The sequence below is a fragment of the Albimonas marina genome, from assembly GCF_029223255.1.
Classification (GTDB): domain Bacteria; phylum Pseudomonadota; class Alphaproteobacteria; order Rhodobacterales; family Rhodobacteraceae; genus Albimonas.
This window is the reverse complement of the sequence record NZ_JARHUC010000006.1, coordinates 59,706-79,703: the sequence shown is the minus strand read 5'-3', so window position 1 is coordinate 79,703 and position 19,998 is coordinate 59,706. Positions and strand designations below refer to the sequence as shown.

Here is a 19,998-nt window from a genome sequence, read left to right as displayed (position 1 = left end):
GGAGGGGTCAAGGGAGGCGGCGCACGTCGCGGTGGCGCCGTGGCGCAGGCGCCGCTAGTCTGCACGCTTAATCACGCGATTAAGATGACGTGACCCTGGGAGGACGACATGCGACGCGAGACGGTTCAGGTGCGCGGGCTGACTTTCAGCTGCCTGGTGGACGGGCCCGAGGACGGTCCGCTGGTGCTGATGCTGCACGGGTTCCCGGAGTATTCCGGGGCGTGGGAGGAGATGATCGCGCGTCTGTCGGACCGCTATTTCTGCGTGGCGCCGGACCAGCGCGGCTACAACCTGACCGACAAGCCGGCCGAGACCTCGGACTACGCGACCGGCAAGATCGGCGCCGACGCGCTGGCGATGATCGAGGCCTGGCGCCCGGGCGGGAAGGCCCATGCGCTGGTGGGCCACGACTGGGGCGCGGGCGCGGCCTACAACGCCGCGATCCGGGGCCCGGAGAAGATCGAGCGGCTGGCGATCATCAACGGCGTCCACCCCCTGCCCTTCCAGCGGGAGCTTCTGAAGGACGGCCCCCAGCGCGCCGCCAGCCAGTACATCCGCTTCCTGCGCCAGCCCGACAGCCATGAGAAGCTGGCCGCCGACGACTTCGCGGGCGTGCTGCGGATGCTGGACAAGAAGATGGACATGGCCTGGCTGACGCCCGAGAAGGCCGCCGCCTACAAGCGCGCCTGGGGCCAGCCGGGCGCGATGAAGGCGATGGTCGACTGGTATCGCGCCACGCCCCTGGTGGTGCCCGAGGTCGGCGAGGCCGCCGACGACACGCTGCTCGCCTCGCTCGACCCGCAGACGATGCGCATCCGCATGCCGCATCTGCTGATCTGGGGCATGGAGGACGGCGCCCTGCTGCCCGAGAGCCGGGAGGGCCTGGCGGACCTGTGCGACGACCTCGAGGTGGTCGAGATCGAGGGCGCCGACCACTGGGTCATCCACCAGAAGCCCGACGAGGTGGCGGGCCTTCTGCGCCGCTTCCTCGACTGAGAGGCGGCGGGCGCGGGCGTCTGCGCCCCCGCCTCGCGCGCCGGCAGGCGCGTTCGCAGGATCGGCCGGCGACGCGCCCGCCGGGGGCGACGCCCGCCGATCCGGCGCCTGCCGCCTTTCAGGTCCAGGCGGAGGCCCCGGCGCTCCCGTCCGAGGACGGCCGGGAGCGCGCGACGCCCGCCCCTCGCGAAGACCGCGCGCCGCGTCCGCGCCCTCTTCCGCCGCTCCCGTCGCGCGGCTATCGTCGCGCGCATGAGCAGCTCCGCCCCGACCCCGCCCTCCGCCCCGTTCCCCGGCCCGCTCGCGGCGGGGGTCGCCATGGCCTACGATCCGCCGGTGATGGAGGCGCGGCGCTGGATCGCCGGGCGCAGCTTCCCCGCGGACCGGCCGCTGCTGAACCTCAGCCAGGCCGCGCCCGTCGACCCGCCGCCCGAGGACCTGCGCCAGGCGATCGCCGACGCCGCGCTGAACACGCCCCAGGCGCATCTCTACGGCCCGGTGCTCGGCATGCCGGAGCTGCGCGAGGAGATCGCCGCGCAGTGGTCCGCGGCCTACGGCGGCGACATCGCGATGGAGGACGTCGCCGTCACGCCGGGCTGCAACCAGGCCTTCTGCGCGCTGATGTCCACCATCGCCGGCCCCGGCGACGCGGTCCTGCTGCCCAGCCCGTGGTACTTCAACCACAAGATGTGGCTCGACATCACCGGGGTCGAGGCCCGCCCCCTGCCCTGCGACGGCGCCCTCGTCCCGATCCTCGCGGAGGCCGAGGCCCGCATGGCGGGCGTGAAGGCCATCGTGCTGATCACCCCCAACAATCCCACCGGCGCCGAGTATCCCGCCGGCGTGGTCCAGGCCTTCGCCGAGCTCGCCCGCCGCCACGGCGCGATGCTGGTGCTCGACGAGACCTACCGCGACTTCGACAGCCGCGAGGGCGCGCCCCACGCGCTGTTCCAGGACCCGTCCTGGCGCGACCACGTGGTCCAGCTCTACAGCTTCTCGAAGGCCTATCGGCTGACCGGCCACCGGGTCGGGGCGGCCATCGCCTCGCCCCTGCGGCTGGCGCAGGCGGAGAAGTTCCTCGACACCGTGACCATCTGCACCTCGCAGCTGGGCCAGATCGCGGCGCTGCACGGGCTTCGCCATCTCGCGCCTTTCGTCGCCGAGCAGCGCCGGGAGATCCTCGCCCGCCGCGCGGTGGTGATGCACGAGTTCCGCCAGGCCCTGCCGGAGTGGGAGCTGATGGGCTGCGGCGCCTATTTCGCCTGGCTGCGCCACCCGTTCGCCGAAAGCTCCGCCGAGCTCGCCAAGGCGCTGGTCGAGGAGCAGAGCCTGCTGATGCTCCCCGGCACGATGTTCACCCCCGGGGACGACCCGCTGGGCCCCTCGAGCTTCCGCATGGCCTTCGCCAACGCCGACGCAGACGGCCTGCGCGAGGCGCTGGCCCGGCTCGCCGCCTTCACCGCGGATCGGAAGGCGCGGGCGTGACCTCGAGCGACGCCTCGGAGGGGGCGGGCGCGCCCGCCCGCCGGGGACGCCGGTTCCTCGAGTTCTTCGCCGGCGGCGGCATGGCCCGCATCGGCCTGGGCGAGGGCTGGGAGTGCCTCTGGGCGAACGACTTCGACGCGGCCAAGTGCGCCGCCTACCGGGAGAACTTCGGCGGCGACCACCTGGTCGAGCGCGACGTGGCCAAGGTCGCCACCGCCGACATCCCCGGCCGGGCGGACCTCGCCTGGGCCTCCTTCCCCTGCCAGGACCTCAGCCTCGCCGGCGCGCGGCGGGGGATGCGGGTGGGGGGCTCGACCCGGTCCTCGGTGTTCTGGGCCTTTTGGTTCCTGGTCGAGCGGCTGGCCGCCGAGGGGCGCGCGCCGCGGGTGCTGGTGATCGAGAACGTGGTGGGGCTGGCCTCGGCCTCGGGCCACAAGGATTTCGCGGCGCTCTGCGGGGCGCTGGCGGCGGGGGGCTACCGCTACGACGCGCATGTGGTCGACGCCGCCGGCTTCCTGCCGCAGAGCCGCCCGCGCCTTTTCGTGATCGCCTGGAAGGAGGAGCCGCCCGCGCATCTGCTGCGCCGCGACGGCGACGGCACGCCCCTGCCGCCGAAGTCGCTGGCGACCGCCTTCACGCGCCTGGCCGAGGCCGCGCCCGCCCGCCGCCCCCTGCGCCTGCCCGCGCCGCCGCCGCGCAACCTGCAGCTTTCCGACGTGGTCGAGGAGGCGCCTTCGGACGTGCGCTGGCGCACGGCGGCGGAGACGAAGCGCCTGCTCGCGATGATGACGCCCCGCCACCTCGCCCGGATCGAGGCCGCGAAGGCCGAGGCGAAGCGCGACGGCCGCCCGGTCGCCGGCGCCCTCTACCGCCGCACGCGGCCCGACGGCGAGGGCGGCTCGGTACAGCGGGCGGAGGTGCGCTTCGACCTGGCGGGCTGCCTGCGCACGCCCGCCGGCGGCTCCTCCCGCCAGACGCTGGTGATGGTCGAGCCGTCGGGGCGGGTGCGCACGCGCCTGATGTCGGCGCGCGAGGCCGCCCGGCTGATGGGCCTGCCCGACGACTACCGCCTGCCGCGCCGCTACACCGACGCCTACAAGCTCGCCGGCGACGGCGTGGCCGCCCCGGTGGCCCGCTGGCTCGCCGCCCAGCTGATCGAGCCCCTGCTCGACCATCTCGACGCCCAGGAAGCCGCCGCCGCCGCCGAATGACCGACGCCATGACCGGGCGCCTCGGCGCGACGCCCGCGGGCCCGCGCGAAGCGCCTGTTCTTCGGAGCCGTCCGTCGCTGATGCCGTGAAGAGCGAGTCGGGGGGAGGGGTCCAGGATCGCGAAGCGACCCGCGCTTGCGCGGGCTTGTCCTTGACCCCTCTCCCCGACTCGCTCAGGCATCTTCAGCGACGGACGGATCCGAAGGACAGGCGCGGCCCTGTTCTTTGGTGAGCTCCCGAAGCGGCCTTCCGGGCGCGCCCAAGCGCGCCCCCGCGCAGCGGCCGGCCGACGAGCCCCGCCTCGGAGGCGCCCCCCTCCCCGCCCCGCGCGCCTTCCGCGGCCCGGGTCGCCCCTACGACATCGTGCGCGCCCCGCCCCGTTGCCCCCGCCTTCGCGAGTCTCTAAGACCCATGGTCGTCCCTCGCCTGCGATCCGAAGGCCCGATCATGCTGCATCTCCTCCGCCGCGCCTCGAAGACCTGGGCGTTCCGCATCCTCTTCGGCGTCCTGGTCGTCTCCTTCGCCGTCTGGGGCGTGGGCGACCTGGACCTGGGCGGGGCCGGCACGCCGGTCGCCTCGGTGGGCGAGGAGAAGGTCACCGTCGAGGACTTCGCCAACGGCCTGATCCGCGAGATGCAGTCCGTCTCGCGCCGCACCGGCCAGCCCGTCGACCGCGCCCAGGCCGAGGCGATGGGCCTGCCCCAGTCGCTGCTGGGCCGCATGGTCCGCGACGCCGCCCTGAACGAGGAGGCGCGCCGGCTGGGCATCTCGGCCGACGATCACGCGCTGCGCGAGGCGATCCTCGAGAGCCCCTCCTTCCAGGGGCTCGACGGGACCTTCGACGAGGACCAGTACCGTTTCGTGCTCGACCGCCTGGGCTTCCGCGTCGACCGGTTCGAGGACGACCTGCGCAAGTCGCTGGCGCGCGAGGCGGTGGCCCGCGGCGTGCGCGGCGGCGCCGTGGCCGCGCCCGGCCTCGCCGCCGATCTCGCCGCCTACGGGCTGGAGCGCCGGGTCTTCGCCGCGATCGACCTGCCCCTCGCCGGGGCGCCCGATCCCGGCCAGCCGAGCGAGTCCGACCTCGCCGCCTGGCACGAGGCGCATGCCGACGCCTACCAGTGGCCCGAGCGGCGCGACGCCGCCTGGCTGGAGATCTCGCCCGAGGCGCTGGCCGAGACGGTGGAGATCCCCGAGGAGCGTCTGCGCGCCGCCTACGAGGCCGCCGGCGCCCGCTACGCGATCCCCGAGCGCCGCGCCGTCGACCGGCTGGTGTTCCCCGACGAGGCCTCCGCCCGGGCCGCGGTCGACGCCATCGCCTCGGGCGAGAGCGATTTCGAGGCCGAGGTCGAGAAGCGCGGCCTCTCCCCCGCCGACGTGGACGAGGGCGAGGTGACCCGCGACGACTACGACGACGCCACCGCCGAGGCGATCTTCTCGGCCGATCTCGGCGTGGTCGGGCCGCTGCCCAGCTCGCTGGGCCCGGCGCTCTACAACGTGCGCGCCTCGATCCCCGCGCGCGTCACCCCCTTCGAGGACGCGCGCGAGGAGCTGCGCCGCCAGCTCGCCCGCGACGAGGCGCGCGAGCTCGCCCACCAGCGCGCCGAGGAGGCCGCGGACCTGCTGGCCTCGGGCGAGACGCTGGAGAAGATCGCCCAGGAGACCGGCCTGCCGCTGCGCGAGAAGACCGGCCTGACCCGCGACGGCATGGCCGAGGCCGCGGGCGTCGAGGGCTCGCCCGAGCTGATCGAGGAGGTCTTCGCCGCCGAGCCCGGCGAGGAGCGCGACCTGGTCGAGACCTACGGCGGCGCCTGGGCGCTGGTGCGGGTCGACGCGGTCACCCCCTCCGCCCCGCAGACGCTGGAGGAGGCGCGCGCGCAGGTCGCCGCCGACTGGGCCGACGCGCGCCGCCGCGAGGCGCTGACCGAGATGGCCGAGGCCGCCCGCGCCCGGCTCGACGCCGGGGAGCCGCTGGACGCGGTCGCGGCCGACCTGCCGGGCTCCCTCGTCCGCTCCCGCCCGCTGCGCCGGGACGAGGAGGACGCCGGGATCCCCGCCGCCGCGCGCGAGGCGCTGAGCCGCGCCGAGGCCGGCACCGCGGCCGTCGCCCCCTCCGCCGACGGGGTGGCGCTGGTGCAGCTGGTGGAGGTGATGCCCGCGGATCTCGAGGACGGCCAGGGCGCCGAGCTCGTCGGGCGATGGCGGGACGCGCTGGATGAGGCGGTCGCCAACGACCTTTACGTCTATTACGCCGCCGCCCTGCAGGAGCGGCTGGCCCCCCAGTACAACCCGCAGGCGATGGACCGCGCGATCAACTCGATCCGCTGACGGCGCCTCCGGCCCGGCCCCGGCCCCCTCTCCTGCGGGAGACGGGGGGCCGGGCGCGGCGGGCCGGCCCGCGCCGCCCCGTCGCTCCGCCCGCTTCGCGAGGCCCGTTCCGTCATGCAGATCAAACCCGAGTTCGCCGACTTCGAGGCCGCCTATTCGCAGGGCCGCAACGTCGCCGTCTATTGCACCATCCCCGCCGACCTGGAGACGCCCGTCAGCCTGATGCTGAAGCTGACCCAGGCGCGGCGCGACGCCTTCATGCTCGAGAGCGTCACCGGCGGCGACACCCGCGGCCGTTACAGCTTCATCGGCTTCAAGCCCGACCTGATCTGGCGCTGCCGGGGCGACAAGGCGGAGATCAACCGCTCCGCCCGCTGGGACTCGGAAGCCTTCGAGGCCGATCCCCGCAAGCCTCTCGAGTCCCTGCGCGCGGTGCTGGAGGAGAGCCGGGTGGAGCTGCCGGGCGGCCTGCCGCCGGGCATGGCGGGCCTGTTCGGCTATCTCGGCTACGAGATGATCGGCCAGGTGGAGCGCATCCCCCAGACCAACCCCGACCCGCTGGGCCTGCCCGACGCGGTGATGATGCGCCCGACCATCGTGGCGGCGGTCGACGCGGTGAAGGACGAGGTCACCTTCGTCACCCCCGTTCGCGCCGGCGACGGCGCCAACGCGCGCGCCGCCTACGCGCGCGCGGCCGAGCGGCTGTCGGACGCGGTCATGGACCTCGACCGCGCGGTCGGCGAGGGCCATGCCGACGGCGACCTGCGCGAGATCGGGGAGCCGGTCTCGAACACCTCCCCCGAGCGCTACGCCGAGATGGTGGCGACGGCGAAGGAGTACATCCGCGCCGGCGACATCTTCCAGGTGGTGCCCTCGCAGCGCTGGACGCTGGATTTCCCGCTGCCGCCCTTCGCGCTCTACCGCGCGCTGCGCCGCACGAACCCGTCGCCCTACATGTTCTTCTTCAACTTCGGCGACTTCCAGGTGGTGGGCGCGAGCCCCGAGATCCTGGTCCGCGTGCGCGGCGGCACGGTCACCATCCGCCCCATCGCCGGCACCCGCAAGCGCGGCGCCACCCCCGAGGAGGACGAGGCGCTGGAGGCCGAGCTGCTGGCCGACGCCAAGGAGCGGGCGGAGCACCTGATGCTGCTCGACCTCGGGCGCAACGACGTGGGCCGGGTGGCCAAGATCGGCACCGTCCACCCCACCGCCCAGTTCACCGTCGAGCGCTATTCCCACGTCATGCACATCGTCTCGAACGTCGAGGGCGAGCTGCGCGAGGACGTGGACGCGCTGGGCGCGCTGCTGGCGGGCCTGCCGGCGGGCACCGTCTCGGGCGCGCCGAAGGTCCGGGCGATGGAGATCATCGACGAGCTGGAGAGCGAGAAGCGCGGCGTCTACGCGGGCGGGGTGGGCTACATCTCGGCCGCCGACGAGATGGACATGTGCATCGCCCTGCGCACCTCGGTGGTGAAGGACGGCAAGATGTACATCCAGGCCGGGGGCGGCGTGGTCTACGACTCCGACCCGCAGGCCGAGTTCGAGGAGACCGTGAACAAGGCCAAGGCGCTGTTCACCGCCGCCTCGGAAGCCGGCCGCTTCGCCCCGCGCGGCAACCGCTGACGCGGGTCCGGGGGGCGGGGCCGGCGCCGGTCACGCCCCTCGTTCGCGTGGCGCCGCGTCCGGACCGGACCCGCTTTCGCGACGGACGGTCCTGCGGCGGCGCAGGGCGTCGAGCCCCAGCGCCGTGACCATCAGCCATTCCGGCGCGATCACGTGGCGCATGCGGTTCTGCTCGACCCCGTTGGCGACATGGGCGGCGGCGGTGAAGGCCGCGATCTGCAGGAGCAGCGCGAAGGTCAGCCCCGCGCGGCGCCCCATGAGCCCGCTGACCACCGCCCCCGCGGCCAGCAGGAAGCCGCCCCACAAGAGCGCGAACAGGCCCCAGCCCTCGGCCCCCTCGGCCCAGCGGGCGCCCTCGCGCGACTTGTCGGGGATCGGCATCCGCTCCCACCCGATGGGAGCGTAGAGCGGGTATTCCCAGCTCCACATTCGGTGGGAGCGCACGGCGGTCATCACCCGGCCCGCCGCCCATTCCAGCGGATGCGCCCGGATCTCGGCCACCGCCATCGCGAGGCATTCCTTCGAGCGCTCGATGATCGCGGGGTCGTGGACCGACTTGTCCCGCGCGGCCGGGGGGCCCGGCAGGAGGCCGTCGCGATGCGCCTGCTCGATGTCCTCGATCACCGGGCGGAAGCGGCAGCGGGCGCGCTGGTCGGCGTCCATCCACTCCACCGTCTGGGCGAGGTTCAGCCCCATCCAGGAGCCGTTGGAGAACAGCCCGTGCCGGTGCAGGTTCCACGCCGAGGGCGCGAGCGAGAGCGCCAGCGTCAGCGCGAAGGCCACGAGCGGGCCGGCGCGCAGCGCCCGCCTGCGGTCGATGGCGACGAGGCCCGCGAAGACCATCAGCATCCAGGCCGGGTGGAACAGCGGCCAGGTCAGGCACAGGAGCGCCGCCGCCAGCAGCGCCGCCGCCGCCCCGCCCCGCGCCCCGCGTGCGAACAGCGCCGCGGCGAAGGCGCCGGCGGCGAGCAGCGCGCAGCAGACGTGGGTGTAGAGCGTGAAGGTCTCGTAGAAGAGCGCGCCGGGCGACAGCGCGAACAGCCCCGCCGCCCCCCAGGCGAGCGGCCGGGCGACGCCCGCGAGCCGCAGGGTCCCCCAGATCAGCCCCGCGATCACGGGGGTGAGGCCGATGTGCAGCGCCCACAGTCCCTCGCTGACGCAAAGCTCGTCCGGGCCGCAGGCCGCCACGAACAGGCCGATCAGCCCGTTCCACAGCGGCGGCTGCGCGTGGAGGGAGAGGAGCGCGCCGGGAAGATCCTCGGCCAGCCGCTCCAGCGCCAGGATCTGCCACAGGCCCCCGATCACCGTGGGATCGACCGAGAGGCCGGCGCGGATCGCGAGCAGGCGGCTCGCGACGAAGGCGGCGAGGATCAGGGCGCCGGCCACGAGGTCCGACCGGGCCGGGCGCAGGGCCGCAAGGGCGGACGCGCCGCCCGGCCCGGGGGCCGGGCCGCGGCGCGCCGGTTCGGCGGCGGGCGCCGGGATCACTCGGTCGCGGCGGGGGCCGTGTCGCCGCCCGCGGGCGCGGCGGCCGGGGCGCTGTCGCCCGCGGGGGCCGCGGCGGGCGCGGCGCCGGCGGGGGTGGTGTCGCTCGACGCCGGCGCCGCGGGCGCGGCGGCGGGAGCCGAGGCGGCGGGCGCAGGCTCGGGCCTGGGCATCGGGAAGGCCAGCGCCGCGGCGACGGCGGCGACGGCGCACAGGAAGACGCCCATGATCAGTCCGCGGAGCATTCGGGTCTCTCCCTCATCTCGTCCGGGCCGGCGGAACGGGGCCGGCGGTTCGGTCGCCCCCGTGCGCGCGGGCGGTCGCCTTGACGGGCGCCGGGGCATCCGCGACATGTATAGCCGCCGCGCGGGCGGCATGGCCAGTTCGGCGCGCGGATCGCGACGCCGGGTCATCGGAATCACGAAGGAGGACCGGGGATGCTGCTGCTGATCGACAATTACGACAGCTTCACCTGGAACCTGGTCCACTACGTGGGCGAGCTGGGCGTCGAGACGAAGGTGATCCGCAACGACGACATGTCGGCGGCCGAGGCCTTGGCGCTGGAGCCGACCGCGGTGATGCTCAGCCCCGGGCCCTGCGACCCCGACCGCGCCGGCATCTGCCTGGACATGGTCGCCGCCTGCGCCGAGGCGAAGACGCCGCTCTTCGGCGTCTGCCTGGGCCACCAGACCATCGGCCAGAGCTTCGGCGGCCGGGTCCTGCGCTGCCACGAGATCCTGCACGGCAAGACCTCGGCCGTCTCGCACACGGGCGAGGGCATCTTCGAGGGCGTGCCGCAGGGCTTCACCGCCACCCGCTATCACTCGCTGATCGTCGAGCGGGAGACGCTGCCCGACGTCCTGCAGGCCACCGCCTGGACCGAGGACGGGACGATCATGGGCCTGTCGCACAGGACGCTGCCGATCCACGGGGTGCAGTTCCACCCCGAATCCATCGCCTCGGAGCATGGCCGGACGATCCTGGGGAACTTCCTGCGGCTCGCCGGGATGTCGCCCCTGAAGGCGGCCGCCTGATGTCGGAGGCGCTGAAACCGCTGATCGGGAAGGCCGCCGACGGCCCCCTGACCCGCAAGGAGGCCGAGGGCGCGTTCGACGCGATCATGTCGGGCGACGCCACCCCCGCCCAGATCGGGGGCTTCCTGATGGCGCTGCGCACCCGCGGCGAGACGGTCGAGGAGCTGACCGCCGCCGTCGCCGTGATGCGCGCCAAGATGACCCGCGTGCGCGCGCCCGAGGGGGCGATGGACATCGTCGGCACCGGGGGCGACGGCAAGGGCACGCTCAACATCTCGACCGCCGCGGCGCTGGTGACGGCGGGCGCGGGCGTGCCGGTGGCCAAGCACGGCAACCGCAACCTCAGCTCGAAGTCGGGGGCGGCGGACGCGCTGAGCCACATCGGTGTGAACGTGATGGTGCCCGCCGAGATCGCCCAGCAGGCGCTGGACGAGGCGGGGATCGCCTTCATGATGGCCCCCATGCACCACCCCGCGATGCGCTTCGTGGGGCCGGCGCGGGCCGAGCTGGGCACGCGCACCCTGTTCAACCTGCTGGGCCCGATGACCAACCCCGCGGGCGTGAAGCGCCAGCTGACCGGCGCCTTCGCCGTGCGCTGGCTGCGCCCGATGGCCGAGACGCTGATGGGCCTGGGAACCGAGCGCGCCTGGCTGGTGCATGGCGGCGACGGCACCGACGAGCTGTCGATCGCCGCGTCCTCGCACGTGGTCGAGGTCGATCGCGGCGAGATCCGCGAATACGAGCTGCACCCCGAGGACGCGGGCCTGCCCGTGCATCCGTTCGAGGCGATCCTGGGCGGCTCGCCCGAGGAGAACGCCCGCGCCCTGAACGCCCTGCTGGGCGGCGAGGCGGGGGCCTATCGCGACGCGGTGCTGCTGAACGCCGCCGCCGCCCTGGTGGTGGCGGGGCGCGTGGGCGACCTGAAGGCGGGCGTCGAGATCGCGGCGGAGAGCATCGATTCGGGCGCGGCGCGCGGCAAGGCCCAGGCGCTGGCGCGGATCACCGCGGCCGCCGCGAAGGCCTGAGGCCGGGTGCGGTCCTCGGGGGGCGTCGAGCCCCCCTCGGCCCTGCGCGGCTGCGCGCGCCCGTCCGGCCCCGGGCGGGGACCAAGAAGCGGGCGCGCGACGCCCGGCACGGGAGGAGACCGACGATGCGGCTGACCACGGCGCCCCTGCGCTATTCCGACGGCGAGACCGAGTTCGAGGGGTGGTGGGCGGCCCCCGCGGACCTGACGGGCCCCGTCCCCGGCGTGCTGATGGCCCCCGCCTTCGGCGGCGTCGGCGAGCAGATGAAGCTCAACGCCGAGCGGGTGGCCGCCACCGGCCGGCCGGTGCTGCTGCTCGACCCCTACGGGATCGAGTCGATGGCCGACCAGACCATCGACGCGATGGCCCGGATGCAGGGCATGGTCGCGGCGCGCGACGTGCTGCAGCGGCGACTGCTGGCGGCGCTCGAGACGCTGAAGGCCCGCCCCGAGGTGGACGGCGCGCGCACCGCGGTCTGCGGCTACTGCTTCGGCGGGCTCTGCGCCCTCGACCTCGCCCGCGCGGCGCCCGAGGGGCTGCTGGGCGCCGTGGCGCTGCACGGGGTGCTGTCGCCCAGCGGGCTGGAGGCGAAGAAGATCACCGCCTCGGTCCTGGTGCTGCACGGCTGGGACGATCCGCTGGCGACGCCCGACGACGTGCTGGCGCTGGCGCGGGAGATGGATGCGGCGGAGGCGGACTGGCAGCTCCACGCCTACGGCGGGGTCGTGCACGCCTTCACCACGCCGCAGGCGAACACGCCGGGGCGGGCGGTCTACGATCCGCGGGCGGATCGGCGGTCGTTCGCGGCGATGACGGATTTCTTCGGGGAGGTGCTGGGGGCGGCGTGACGGCCCCTCCCGACTCACCAAAGAACAAGGGCCCGCGCCTGTCCTTCGGATCCGTCTCTCGCTGAAGATGCCTGAGCGACTCGTCGGGAGGGGTCAAGGACAAGCCCCGCCCAAGGGCGGGGTCGCTTCGCGATCCTGGACCCCTCCCGCCGAGTCGCTCTTAACGGCATCAGCGAGAGACGGCTCCGAAGAACAGGCGCTATGCGCGGTCCGCAGGCGTCGCGCCGGGGCGCCCGGGGCTAGCGGCGGAGCGACTTGATCTGGGCGATGCGGGCGGCGTCCTTCTCGGGGGTCAGCCAGCGGCCGCGCTCCATGATCTCGAGCGTGTATTCGCGGAGCGTCAGGCCGCATTCGGCGGCGTATTTCAGGCGACGGCGCAGGACCTCGGGGCGCGGCGGCGTCCAGGCCTCGGCCTGGGCCTTGCGCCAGGCGAAGAGCTTGAAGCCCCCGTGCAGCGGCGGACCCTGGTTGTGGCTGCGCGAGGGAAGATCGTCGCGCGGGGTCGAGGGCGGATCGAAGGCCGCGGCCGAGGCCCGGCTGCGCGGGCGCGCCGGGGAGGTCGACTGGGGGCGCGAGGGCGTCTCGGCCCCGGAGCCCGCGCCGAGCGCGCGCGGCGCGGCGAGGACGCGGCGGGGCGGCTTCGGCGCGGACGCCGGCGCCGGCTCGGCGGGTTCGGCCGCGCGCTCCCGCACGGATGCGGGGCGGGGGAGGCCGGTCTCCGGCACAAGGGGTTTGGGGACGAGTCGCACCATGCCTTCCAGATACCGCGACGCGGGGCGGATTTCATCCTGCGCCGGTGGTCGCAGGGACGCGCTCCGGCGCCGATCCTGCGCCGATCCTCCGGACGCGGCTTCGCCGCTTTCCATCCGCCGTCCCGCGCGCTAACACGCAGGGCATGAGCGACATTCTCGACCGCATCCGGGCCTACAAGCTCGAAGAGATCGCCGCCGGCAAGGCGGACCGTCCCCTCGCCGCCGTCGAGGAGGCCGCGCGCCGCGCCGAAGCGCCCCGCGGTTTCGCCGACGCGCTGCGCGCCAAGAACGGCGCCGGCCAGTACGGCCTGATCGCCGAGATCAAGAAGGCGAGCCCTTCCAAGGGCCTGATCCGGGAGGATTTCGATCCCCCCGCGCTGGCGCAGGCCTATGCCTCGGGCGGGGCTGCGTGCCTGTCGGTGCTGACCGACGGCCCCTCCTTCCAGGGCGCGCCGGAGTTCCTGGAGGCCGCGCGCCGCGCGGTCACCCTGCCCGCCCTGCGCAAGGACTTCCTCTTCGATCCCTGGCAGGTGGTCGAATCCCGCGCGCTGGGCGCCGACTGCATCCTGATCATCCTCGCCGCCGTCTCCGACGACCTGGCGCTGGAGCTCGAGGACACGGCGCTCGCCTGGGGCATGGACGTGCTGATCGAGGTGCATGACGAGGCGGAGATGGAGCGGGCGCTGAAGCTCTCCTCCCCGCTGGTCGGCGTGAACAACCGCAACCTGCGCACCTTCGAGACCTCGCTGGAGACGACCGAGCGGCTGGCGCCGATGCTGCCGCCGGACCGGGTGCTGGTCTGCGAATCCGGCCTGTTCACGCCCGCGGACCTGGCGCGCATGGCCCGGGTCGGCGCGCGCAGCTTCCTGATCGGCGAGAGCCTGATGCGCCAGGCGGACGTGGCCTCGGCCACCCATGCGCTGCTGGCCGATCCCCTGCCCCTCGACGCCGAGGGCTGAGCCGATGCCGCTGACCCACTTCGACGAGAAGGGCGAGGCGCGCATGGTCGACGTCTCGGACAAGGCCGAGACCACGCGCGTGGCGGTGGCCCGCGGCGCCGTCGAGATGCAGCCCGAGACGCTGGCCCTGATCGCCGAGGGGCGCGCGAAGAAGGGCGACGTGCTCGCCGTCGCGCGGCTCGCGGGCATCATGGCCGCCAAGCGCACGGCCGAGCTGATCCCGCTGTGCCACCCCCTGCCGCTGAGCTCGGTGACCCTGGACCTGACCTGCGTGCCCGAGACGAACCGGGTCGAGATCGAGGCCCGGGTGAAGACCACCGGGCGCACGGGGGTGGAGATGGAGGCGCTGACCGCGCTCTCGGTCGCGCAGCTGACCGTCTACGACATGGTCAAGGCGGTCGACCGGGGCATGCGCCTGGTCGACGCCCGCGTCGTTCTCAAGGAAGGCGGCAAGTCCGGGCGCTGGGAGGCGGAGTGACCTCCGCCGCCCTCTGGCCCGTCCGCCGCCGGAGGCTCCGATGATCCCCACCGCCGAGGCGCTGTCGCGCATCCTGACGCTGATCTCCCCGGTGAGGGAGACCGAGACCGTGCCCCTGCTGGAGGCCGCGGGCCGGGTGCTGGCGGCCCCGGCGGCCGCCCGGCGCACCCAGCCGCCCTTCGCCGCCTCGGCCATGGACGGCTATGCGATCCGCGGGGCGGAGCTGCGCCCGGGCGCGGAGTTCGAGGTGATCGGCGAATCCCAGGCCGGGCTGCGCTTCGCGGGCGAGGTCGGGCCGGGCCAGGCGGTGCGCATCTTCACCGGCGCGCCGGTGCCCGAGGGCGCCGACCACGTGCTGATCCAGGAGGACGCCGAGCGCGAGGGGGCGCGCATCCGCGCCCGCGAGAACCTCGACGCCGGGGCCAACATCCGCCCGGCGGGGGGCGATTTCTCGGAAGGCGAGACGCTCTCCGCGCCCCGCCGCCTGAGCCCGCGCGACGTGGCGCTGCTGGCGGCGATGAACATCCCCGAGGTCGAGGTGCTGCGCCGTCCGGTCGTGGCGATCCTGGCCACCGGCGACGAGCTGGTCGAGCCGGGCGAGACGCCGGGCCCCGACCAGATCGTGAGCTCCAACAGCTACGGGCTGCATGCGCTGCTGGCGGCCCGCGGGGCCGCGCCGCGCCTCGCCCCCATCGCGCGCGACACGATGGAGAGCCTGGCCGAGGCCTTCGCGGCGGTCGCCGACGCCGACATGGTGGTGACGCTGGGCGGCGCCTCGGTCGGAGACCACGACCTGGTGGGCAGGGCCGCGGCCGAGGCGGGGCTGGAGCTCGACTTCTGGAAGGTGAACATGCGCCCGGGCAAGCCGCTGATGGCGGGCCGCCTGCCGGGCGCCGCCGGGCCGCGGCCGCTGCTGGGGCTGCCGGGCAACCCGGTCTCGGCGATGGTCTGCGCGCAGCTGTTCCTGCTGCCGGCGGTGGATGCGCTGTCGGGCCTGCCCGCGACGCCCGCCCCGCGTCTGCCCGCCCGCCTGGTCGAGCCCGTCGGCGCCAACGGCCCGCGCGAGCACTTCGCCCGCGCGCGGCTGGAGCCGGGGCCGCAGGGGCTGGGGGTCCGGGTGCTGGGCCGGCAGGACAGCTCGCTGCTCTCGGTGCTGGCCGAGGCGGACGCGCTGGCGGTGCTGCCGCCGGGCTCGCCGGCGCTCGAGGCGGGCGCGACGGTCGAGGTCATCGTATTTTAACCCGTCGCGGAATGTTCCGTGCTAGGTTTCCCGGCGCTACGAAAACGGAACCCGTTGACACAAAACGGGAACGTATGTAGAACTTGCAGGCATGGCGGCGCGATCGACGCGCGAATCCATGCCGGGGCGCGGAACGGACCGTGACCGCGGCGTGAAGGGAGGATGACGACGGATGCTGACCCGCAAGCAGCTCGATCTCCTGCGATTCATTCACGAACGGGTGCAGCGGGACGGCGTCTCCCCCTCCTTCGACGAGATGAAGGAGGCGCTGGACCTCCGCTCCAAGTCCGGCATCCACCGGCTGATCACGGCGCTGGAGGAGCGGGGATTCATCCGCCGCCTGGCGCATCGCGCCCGCGCGATCGAGATCGTGAAGCTGCCCGACAGCCTGGCCGACCATCCCGCGGGCTTCGCGCCCAAGGTGATCGAGGGCGGCGCCGGCAAGCCTGCGCCCGCGCTCCCCGCCTTCGAGACGGCCGATTTCGGCACGGTTCCCCTGATGGGCCGCATCGCCGCCGGCACCCCGATCTCGGCGATCCAGCACCAGGAGCGGGAGGTCGGCGTCCCCACGGGCATGCTGCGCCGGGGCAAGGACCACTACGCGCTGCAGGTGAAGGGCGATTCGATGATCGACGCCGGGATCCACGACGGCGACCTGGTGGTCATCCAGCGCCAGGACACCGCCGACAACGGCGACATCGTGGTGGCGCTGGTCGAGGACGAGGAGGCGACGCTCAAGCGCCTCCGCCGCCAGAACGGCATGATCGCGCTCGAGGCCGCCAACCCCGCCTACGAGACGCGCCTGTTCCGCGCCGACCAGGTCTCGATCCAGGGCCGCCTCGTGGGCCTGATCCGCACCTACTGAGCGCCCCGCCCGCCGCTCCGCGCCCCGCGGGCGGTCGGACGACCCGGGGGCGCGCAGACCCCACCGTGCGCGCGCCAGCGCTCGCGAGGCGCCCGCCCGCGCGATGCGGGCTGGCGACTTGTCCGTGACGCAGGTCGTCGGCGGTCCACGTCTGCGACCGCCTCGGCGTCTCCAGTGGCCTCTGCAAGCGCAGGCGTTGAGGCGCGGACGTCGCCAGGCCGTGCCGTGCATGCCGGCCGCAAATGTCCCTCTCCCAACCGCCCCAACGCCGCGGCGAACCAGGCGGAACCGAGAAGCACGGGAGAAGCGCCGTTCTCCGTCCCCCTCGGGCGAGGACCTTCCGCCCATCGCGCCCGCGCCGATCAACGGCTCGCTTCCCCTGCCGCCTGCCGCGCCGGCGCCTGTCCGAACGCCACCTCGCTCCCGTCCAACCGCCTGAAGGGATCGCCGGCTCGAGCAGCCTCCGACGGAGGTTTCGACCGAGGCCCCAAGGCCGCAGCCGCTCCCCTGCAACCGAATGCTGGCGCCACCCCCGCCGCAAGCGCCCCGGCGCGACGCCTGCGGGCCTCGCGGAGCGCCTGTTCTTCGGTGAGTTCCCGAAGCGCCGGCCCGCTCTCCGCCGTCGCCGCCTCCTCCCGAACGCGCGAACGCCCGTGCCGGGCCCAAGCCCGCCCGCAGGGCGCCTCCGCCGACCTGGCGGCAACTTGCTTGCCCTTGGCATGTCGCTTGCGTTCAAATCATTCGGGCGGCCAGCAAGCGCCGCAGGCTTCATGACAGGGAGCGCACCATGTTCGCACACCGGAACTTCATCGCCGCAGGGATCGCGGGGCTGGCCATGGGCCTCTCGGCCGCGGCCGCGCAGGCCGAGACCTGGATCATGGCCTCGGGCTACCCCGAGGACAACTTCCTGACCAAGAACCTGCGGATGTTCATCGAGGACGTGAGCGCGAACACGGATCTCGAGATCGACCTGCAGTCCAACGACACGCTGATCAAGCTCGACGCGATCAAGACCGCGGTGCAGCGCGGCCAGGTCCCGATCGGCGAGATCCGGCTGGGCGTCTACGGAAACGAGGATCCGATGTACATCCTCGCCGGCGTGCCCTTCATCGCCGGCACCTACGAGGACGCCTGGCGGCTGAAGGACCTCCAGAAGCCCTATTTCGAGAAGAAGCTGGGCGAGGCGGGCGTGATGGTCCTGTTCTACCAGCCCTGGCCGGGCCAGGGCTTCTACACCAAGACCCCGGTCGAGACGCTGGCCGACTTCGAGGGCAAGAAGCTGCGCATCTACTCGACCGCCACCCAGAAGATGGGCGAGATGCTGGGCTTTCAGGCCACCATCCTGCCCTTCGCCGAGATCCCGCAGGCCTTCTCGACCGGCCTGATCGAGGCGCTGTTCACCTCGCCCCAGACCGGCATCGACATCCAGGCCTGGGACAACACCGACTACTTCACCTACGCCGGCGCGATCTATTCCAAGAACGCGGTGATCGTGAACAAGGCGATGTTCGAGGCCCTGCCCGCCGACACCCAGACCGCCATCCTCAACGCCGCCGAGGCCGCCGAGGCCCGCGGCTGGGAGATGTCGGCCGCCACCACCAAGGAGCAGATCGGCGTGCTGGCCGCCAACGGCATGACCACCACCGACGCGCCCGAGCCGATCATGGCCCGCATGAAGGAGATCGGGAAGACGATGGTCGACGACTGGCGCGCCACCGCCAGCCCCGAGGCCATCGCCGTGCTCGACGCCTACCTGGCCGAGTGACCGGGGGATGAGCGGGGCTCCCGCGGCGTCCCGGGGCGCGCTCAGGCGCGCCCTGGACGGGCTCTACCTGGCTGCGGGGGCGCTCGCCGGCCTGTTCCTGGTCGGCATCGCCGCGACCATCGTGGCGCAGGTCGTCGCCCGGCAACTGGGCGGGACCATCGACTCGACCGAGACGGCGGGGTTCTGCCTCGCCGCCTCGACCTTCCTCGGGCTCGCCTACGCGTTCCGGCGCGGCGCCCATATCCGCGTCACCCTGCTGATCGGACGGGCGTCCGCCGGCCCCCGCCGCTGGCTGGAGCTGTGGTGCGTCGCCTTCTCGATCGCGGCGGTGGCGTATTTCCTCTACTGGGCGATCGACTTCGTCTGGTTCTCCTGGAAGTTCAACGAGATCAGCCCCGGCCTGATGGCGATCCCGCTGTGGATCCCGCGCAGCGCCATGGCGCTGGGGGCGGCGGTGTTCCTGGTCGCCCTGGTGGACGAGTTCATCGCGATCCTGCGCGGAGAGGTCCCCTCCTACGAGGCCAACGCCGAACACGTGCTGGAGGGCGGGGAATGAGCGATCCGGGAACCGTCGCCGTCGTCCTCTTCGCGGTGATGGGGCTGCTGCTGGCCTCGGGCATCTGGGTCGCGGTGGCGCTGACCGCGGTCGGGTTCGTGGCGATGAACTTCTTCTCGCCGGCGCCGGCGGGGTCGCTGCTGGCCTCGACCGTGTGGGACGCGAGCTGGAACTGGGCGCTGACCGCGCTGCCGCTGTTCATCTGGATGGGCGAGATCCTGTTCCGCACGCGCCTGTCCGAGGACATGTTCCGCGGCCTGAGCCCTGTCGTCGGCCGCCTGCCCGGCGGCCTGCTGCACGTGAACATCCTGGGCTGCGGGGTGATGGCGGCGGTGGCGGGCTCCTCGGCCGTCACCTGCGCCACCATCGGGCGCATGTCGGTGCCCGAGCTCACCAAGCGCGGCTACGACGAGCGGCTGATCATCGGCACGCTGACCGGGTCGGGCACGCTGGGGCTGCTGATCCCGCCCTCGATCATGCTGATCGTCTACGGCGTCGTCGCGCAGGTCTCGATCAGCCGGCTGTTCATCGCGGGCGTGGTTCCGGGCGCGATGCTGATCGCGCTGTTCATGGGCTACGTGGCGATCCGCGCGAAGCTGGACCCGAGCCTCGCGCCCCCCTTCGAGGAGCGGTTGGGCTGGCGCGAGAAGCTGGCGCGGTCCCGCCTGCTGATCCCGGTGGCGCTGCTGATCTTCCTGGTGATCGGCTCGATCTACGGCGGCTACGCCACCCCCACCGAGGCCGCCACCATGGGCGTGATCGGCGCGCTGGCGCTGGCGGCGTGGAGCCGGACGCTGACGGTCGCGAGCTTCATGGACGCGCTGATGGCCGCCGTGCGGACCTCGACGATGATCGCGCTCATTCTTGCGGGGGCGGCGTTCCTGTCCATCGCCATGGGCTTCACCGGCGTGCCGCGGGTGATCGCGGCGGAGGTGAAGGCCTGGAACCTGAGCGCCTATGAGCTGCTGGCGGTGCTGACGCTGCTCTACATCGTGCTGGGGTGCTTCCTGGACGGCGTCTCGATGATGGTGCTGACCGCCTCGGTGGTGCTGCCGATGGTGAAGGATGCGGGGATCGACCTGCTGTGGTTCGGCATCTTCACGGTGATCGTGGTCGAGATGGCCCAGATCACCCCGCCGGTGGGGTTCAACCTGTTCGTGCTGCAATCGCTGACCGGGCGGGACATCCTGAAGGTGACCCGCGCCTCGATGCCGTTCTTCGCGCTGATGCTGGTCGGGATCGTGATCATCACCGTGATCCCGGAGATCGTGACGGCCCCGGTCGGCTGGATGATCTCCCGCTGACGCCCGTCGCCGGGCGGGGGCGCCGCGTCGGGCCGCGCGCCCTTGGC

At 73.6% G+C, this 19,998-nt stretch carries 18 protein-coding genes; 15 read left to right on the top strand and 3 right to left on the bottom strand.

Features of this window, described 5'->3' with window-relative positions; genetic code table 11:
* Positions 1 to 108 precede the first annotated feature (108 nt).
* From P2H44_RS16870 to trpE, 5 genes are all read left to right on the top strand, one after another.
* Positions 109 to 996 carry an alpha/beta fold hydrolase gene (locus P2H44_RS16870; RefSeq protein ID WP_275765222.1) on the top strand — a complete coding sequence of 296 codons (888 nt, stop codon included), beginning with the start codon at positions 109 to 111 and terminating at the stop codon, positions 994 to 996.
* Between the two features lie 252 nt (positions 997 to 1,248).
* Complete coding sequence (locus P2H44_RS16865; protein WP_462976304.1) at positions 1,249 to 2,481, top strand: aminotransferase; 1,233 nt, start codon at positions 1,249 to 1,251, stop codon at positions 2,479 to 2,481.
* The gene (locus tag P2H44_RS16860; protein ID WP_275765220.1) at positions 2,478 to 3,692 is read left to right on the top strand and encodes a DNA cytosine methyltransferase; all 1,215 of its coding nucleotides are present in this window, start codon (positions 2,478 to 2,480) and stop codon (positions 3,690 to 3,692) included. The genes P2H44_RS16865 and P2H44_RS16860 overlap by 4 nt, the downstream gene beginning before the upstream one ends.
* A 447-nt stretch (positions 3,693 to 4,139) precedes the next feature.
* Complete coding sequence (locus tag P2H44_RS16855) at positions 4,140 to 6,017, top strand: peptidylprolyl isomerase (RefSeq protein WP_275765219.1); 1,878 nt, start codon at positions 4,140 to 4,142, stop codon at positions 6,015 to 6,017.
* 114 nt (positions 6,018 to 6,131) lie between these two features.
* A complete protein-coding gene (gene trpE / locus P2H44_RS16850) occupies positions 6,132 to 7,640 on the top strand; it encodes an anthranilate synthase component I (protein WP_275765217.1) in 1,509 nt (502 codons plus the stop codon).
* Between the two features lie 30 nt (positions 7,641 to 7,670).
* Here trpE and P2H44_RS16845 read toward each other — a convergent pair whose 3' ends face one another.
* Both P2H44_RS16845 and P2H44_RS16840 read right to left on the bottom strand, forming a co-directional pair.
* Positions 7,671 to 9,026 carry a hypothetical protein gene (locus P2H44_RS16845; protein ID WP_275765215.1) on the bottom strand — a complete coding sequence of 452 codons (1,356 nt, stop codon included), beginning with the start codon at positions 9,024 to 9,026 and terminating at the stop codon, positions 7,671 to 7,673.
* Between the two features lie 98 nt (positions 9,027 to 9,124).
* A complete protein-coding gene (locus tag P2H44_RS16840; RefSeq protein ID WP_275765214.1) occupies positions 9,125 to 9,370 on the bottom strand; it encodes a hypothetical protein in 246 nt (81 codons plus the stop codon).
* A 192-nt stretch (positions 9,371 to 9,562) separates the two neighbouring features.
* Here P2H44_RS16840 and P2H44_RS16835 point away from each other — a divergent pair, with 192 nt between their 5' ends.
* The 3 genes from P2H44_RS16835 (at position 9,563) to P2H44_RS16825 (ending at position 12,032) form a co-directional block, all read left to right on the top strand.
* Entirely contained in the window at positions 9,563 to 10,159 is a 597-nt protein-coding gene (locus P2H44_RS16835) for an anthranilate synthase component II (protein ID WP_275765213.1), read from the top strand.
* Entirely contained in the window at positions 10,159 to 11,184 is a 1,026-nt protein-coding gene (gene trpD / locus P2H44_RS16830) for an anthranilate phosphoribosyltransferase (RefSeq protein WP_275765211.1), read from the top strand. Before P2H44_RS16835 ends, trpD begins: the two co-directional genes overlap by 1 nt.
* Positions 11,185 to 11,309: 125 nt before the next feature.
* Positions 11,310 to 12,032 (top strand): dienelactone hydrolase family protein, encoded by a 723-nt coding sequence (locus P2H44_RS16825; RefSeq protein WP_275765210.1) that lies wholly within the window; start codon positions 11,310 to 11,312, stop codon positions 12,030 to 12,032.
* Between the two features lie 239 nt (positions 12,033 to 12,271).
* Here the strand turns inward: P2H44_RS16825 and P2H44_RS16820 are convergent, their stop codons facing one another.
* Positions 12,272 to 12,784 carry a hypothetical protein gene (locus tag P2H44_RS16820; protein WP_275765209.1) on the bottom strand — a complete coding sequence of 171 codons (513 nt, stop codon included), beginning with the start codon at positions 12,782 to 12,784 and terminating at the stop codon, positions 12,272 to 12,274.
* Positions 12,785 to 12,927: 143 nt separating this feature from the next.
* Between P2H44_RS16820 and trpC the strand changes: the two genes are divergently transcribed.
* The 7 genes from trpC to P2H44_RS16785 all read left to right on the top strand — a co-directional run bounded on the left by trpC (position 12,928) and on the right by P2H44_RS16785 (position 19,951).
* The gene (gene trpC, locus P2H44_RS16815) at positions 12,928 to 13,743 is read left to right on the top strand and encodes an indole-3-glycerol phosphate synthase TrpC (protein ID WP_275765207.1); all 816 of its coding nucleotides are present in this window, start codon (positions 12,928 to 12,930) and stop codon (positions 13,741 to 13,743) included.
* Between the two features lie 4 nt (positions 13,744 to 13,747).
* A complete protein-coding gene (gene moaC, locus P2H44_RS16810; RefSeq protein WP_275765206.1) occupies positions 13,748 to 14,221 on the top strand; it encodes a cyclic pyranopterin monophosphate synthase MoaC in 474 nt (157 codons plus the stop codon).
* A gap of 40 nt (positions 14,222 to 14,261) precedes the next feature.
* A complete protein-coding gene (locus P2H44_RS16805) occupies positions 14,262 to 15,461 on the top strand; it encodes a molybdopterin molybdotransferase MoeA (RefSeq protein ID WP_275765205.1) in 1,200 nt (399 codons plus the stop codon).
* A 172-nt stretch (positions 15,462 to 15,633) separates the two neighbouring features.
* Complete coding sequence (gene lexA, locus P2H44_RS16800) at positions 15,634 to 16,326, top strand: transcriptional repressor LexA (protein ID WP_275765203.1); 693 nt, start codon at positions 15,634 to 15,636, stop codon at positions 16,324 to 16,326.
* A 787-nt stretch (positions 16,327 to 17,113) separates the two neighbouring features.
* Positions 17,114 to 18,091 carry a TRAP transporter substrate-binding protein gene (locus tag P2H44_RS16795; RefSeq protein WP_275765202.1) on the top strand — a complete coding sequence of 326 codons (978 nt, stop codon included), beginning with the start codon at positions 17,114 to 17,116 and terminating at the stop codon, positions 18,089 to 18,091.
* Positions 18,092 to 18,098: 7 nt separating this feature from the next.
* Positions 18,099 to 18,647, top strand: a complete 549-nt coding sequence (locus P2H44_RS16790; protein WP_275765200.1) for a TRAP transporter small permease — start codon at positions 18,099 to 18,101, stop codon at positions 18,645 to 18,647.
* Positions 18,644 to 19,951, top strand: a complete 1,308-nt coding sequence (locus P2H44_RS16785; RefSeq protein WP_275765199.1) for a TRAP transporter large permease — start codon at positions 18,644 to 18,646, stop codon at positions 19,949 to 19,951. The genes P2H44_RS16790 and P2H44_RS16785 overlap by 4 nt, the downstream gene beginning before the upstream one ends.
* Positions 19,952 to 19,998 lie beyond the last annotated feature (47 nt).

Excerpts from the sequence above, each read along its gene's own strand:
- P2H44_RS16870 (WP_275765222.1), top strand. The coding sequence starts at position 109 with ATGCGACGCGAGACGGTTCAGGTGCGCGGGCTGACTTTCAGCTGCCTG.
- P2H44_RS16865 (WP_462976304.1), top strand. The coding sequence starts at position 1,249 with ATGAGCAGCTCCGCCCCGACCCCGCCCTCCGCCCCGTTCCCCGGCCCG.
- P2H44_RS16855 (WP_275765219.1), top strand. The coding sequence starts at position 4,140 with ATGCTGCATCTCCTCCGCCGCGCCTCGAAGACCTGGGCGTTCCGCATC.
- trpE (WP_275765217.1), top strand. The coding sequence starts at position 6,132 with ATGCAGATCAAACCCGAGTTCGCCGACTTCGAGGCCGCCTATTCGCAG.
- P2H44_RS16840 (WP_275765214.1), bottom strand. The coding sequence starts at position 9,370 with ATGCTCCGCGGACTGATCATGGGCGTCTTCCTGTGCGCCGTCGCCGCC.
- P2H44_RS16835 (WP_275765213.1), top strand. The coding sequence starts at position 9,563 with ATGCTGCTGCTGATCGACAATTACGACAGCTTCACCTGGAACCTGGTC.
- trpD (WP_275765211.1), top strand. The coding sequence starts at position 10,159 with ATGTCGGAGGCGCTGAAACCGCTGATCGGGAAGGCCGCCGACGGCCCC.
- P2H44_RS16825 (WP_275765210.1), top strand. The coding sequence starts at position 11,310 with ATGCGGCTGACCACGGCGCCCCTGCGCTATTCCGACGGCGAGACCGAG.
- P2H44_RS16820 (WP_275765209.1), bottom strand. The coding sequence starts at position 12,784 with ATGGTGCGACTCGTCCCCAAACCCCTTGTGCCGGAGACCGGCCTCCCC.
- trpC (WP_275765207.1), top strand. The coding sequence starts at position 12,928 with ATGAGCGACATTCTCGACCGCATCCGGGCCTACAAGCTCGAAGAGATC.
- moaC (WP_275765206.1), top strand. The coding sequence starts at position 13,748 with ATGCCGCTGACCCACTTCGACGAGAAGGGCGAGGCGCGCATGGTCGAC.
- P2H44_RS16805 (WP_275765205.1), top strand. The coding sequence starts at position 14,262 with ATGATCCCCACCGCCGAGGCGCTGTCGCGCATCCTGACGCTGATCTCC.
- lexA (WP_275765203.1), top strand. The coding sequence starts at position 15,634 with ATGCTGACCCGCAAGCAGCTCGATCTCCTGCGATTCATTCACGAACGG.
- P2H44_RS16795 (WP_275765202.1), top strand. The coding sequence starts at position 17,114 with ATGTTCGCACACCGGAACTTCATCGCCGCAGGGATCGCGGGGCTGGCC.
- P2H44_RS16790 (WP_275765200.1), top strand. The coding sequence starts at position 18,099 with ATGAGCGGGGCTCCCGCGGCGTCCCGGGGCGCGCTCAGGCGCGCCCTG.
- P2H44_RS16785 (WP_275765199.1), top strand. The coding sequence starts at position 18,644 with ATGAGCGATCCGGGAACCGTCGCCGTCGTCCTCTTCGCGGTGATGGGG.